This window comes from Burkholderia sp. AW49-1, assembly GCF_053427845.1.
Genome location: NZ_JBSAXF010000077.1, coordinates 1 through 1,678 on the forward strand (window position 1 = coordinate 1; position 1,678 = coordinate 1,678).

The 1,678-nt window shown below is 56.1% G+C and carries 1 protein-coding gene; it reads right to left on the reverse strand.

Translation table 11 applies throughout. The features are described from left to right. Positions 1-28 precede the first annotated feature (28 nt). The gene (locus tag ACV22W_RS33445; RefSeq protein ID WP_175810278.1) at positions 29-1,567 is read right to left on the reverse strand and encodes an IS3 family transposase; all 1,539 of its coding nucleotides are present in this window, start codon (positions 1,565-1,567) and stop codon (positions 29-31) included. Positions 1,568-1,678: the final 111 nt, after the last annotated feature.

The following is a 1,678-nucleotide window of genomic DNA, read 5'->3' on the forward strand; positions in this document are numbered from 1 at the left end:
GGGGATGCGGCTATTTTCTTGGACTGATTTACGTTGTTAACCCAAGGCTTTCACGGTACTCGATGGGGCTGAGATAGCCGAGGGAGCCCTTGATCCGTTTTTCGTTATACCAGCGGATATAGGCATCCAGTGCCTCAACGAATTCCGCGATGGTCGTCGAACGCCAATTGCCAGGGTAAAACATTTCGGTCTTCAGCCTTCCGAAGAAGCCTTCGCAGGCCGCATTGTCTGGTGAGCAGGCTTTGCGCGACATGGATCGAATGAGGCTGGCGTTCGCAATCCGGGACAGCCAACCAGGCCAGCGATAGTGACCACCTCGGTCGGAATGCACAATGGGCTTCTCATCGCCCTCGGTCACAGTCTCGATAGCGGCATCCAGCATGGTATTCACGAGTTCTGCGTCAGGGCTCGTACCAATCGACCAACTGACGACCATGCCATCGAAGCAGTCGATCATGGGTGATAGATATACCTTCCCCGCAGGGATGTGGAACTCGGAGATATCCGTCAGCCACTTTTCGTTGGGGGCGGTGGCGTGGAAATCGCGATTGATGATGTTATCTGGGGCCGGACTAATTTCCCCAACATAAGAACGATACCGGCGCCGCTTGGGCCTGGCTGCGTAGAGGCCGCCTTGTTTCATGAGGCGACGCACGACTTTCTCCGATAGAAACACCCGTTGCCTGCTGAGCGCTGCCTGCACCCGACGATAGCCGTATGATCGGTGATTGTCCTCGAATATCTCCGCAACGGTGCGGCGGACTTCGGCATATTTGTCGGCGGCCCGTATGGGCGACCGATGGTAGAAATAGGAGCTGCGCGCCAAGTCCAACCGCACAAGCAGTTCAGTCAAACCGTATTCTTCTCTCAGGGCGTCAACCAGCGTCGTCTTCTCCCGGTTGCTCAGGAGCGGCAGGTCGACGCCCAGGTCTTTTTTTAGGAGTTCATTCGCCTTCTTCAACAGGTCGTGTTCAAGCTGCAGATTGCGAATGTCGCGCCGGAGCTCTTCGACCTGTCGCTCCAGTTCGTCCCGATTCGTCTCTGCGGGTGAGCCCTTGTCGCGTTTCATGGATGCAGGAGCCTCTCGGCCGAGTAACTGGTTCTTCCAGTTGTACAGTGTCACCCTGTCGACGTCCAGCTTTCGCGCCACCGCCTGTGCACTTCCTTCCCGTGTGCACAGTTCGTACACTGCGGCCTGCTTGGACGCCAATGACACGGCCGGTCTGCCCGCCTTGCTAACCACGCATTTCTTGGTTTCCGGATAGCGCTCACGAACCCACTTCGACAGTATCTCGCGACAGGGATAGCCCAATGCCCTGAGGGTGAAGGTAATGCAGCGCCCGTGGTTGACGTAATGCTCGAGTGCCGAGTTCTTCTGCTCCTCTGAGTACTTCGGCTTTACGCGAACATACCCCTTCTGCAGATCGCCACTCTTTTCGAATTCGTCACACCACGCCTTGAGAGAATTCTTCGTCGGGTAACCCAACTGGCGGATGGTTGCCTTGATGCGCTTCCCGAGCTTCAGGTACAGCTCGACCGCCCGAACACGCTCATCGTATGAATACATGGACTACCTCCAAAGTAGTCCAAGATTTTGTCCGCATCCCCTTTTGGCCCAGTTTTTGGCCTGCCCCAACGGCTCGCACTGACGATGAATCGACAGCCGCATATGAGAAAT

Excerpts from the sequence above, each read along its gene's own strand:
- ACV22W_RS33445 (WP_175810278.1), bottom strand. The coding sequence starts at position 1,567 with ATGTATTCATACGATGAGCGTGTTCGGGCGGTCGAGCTGTACCTGAAG.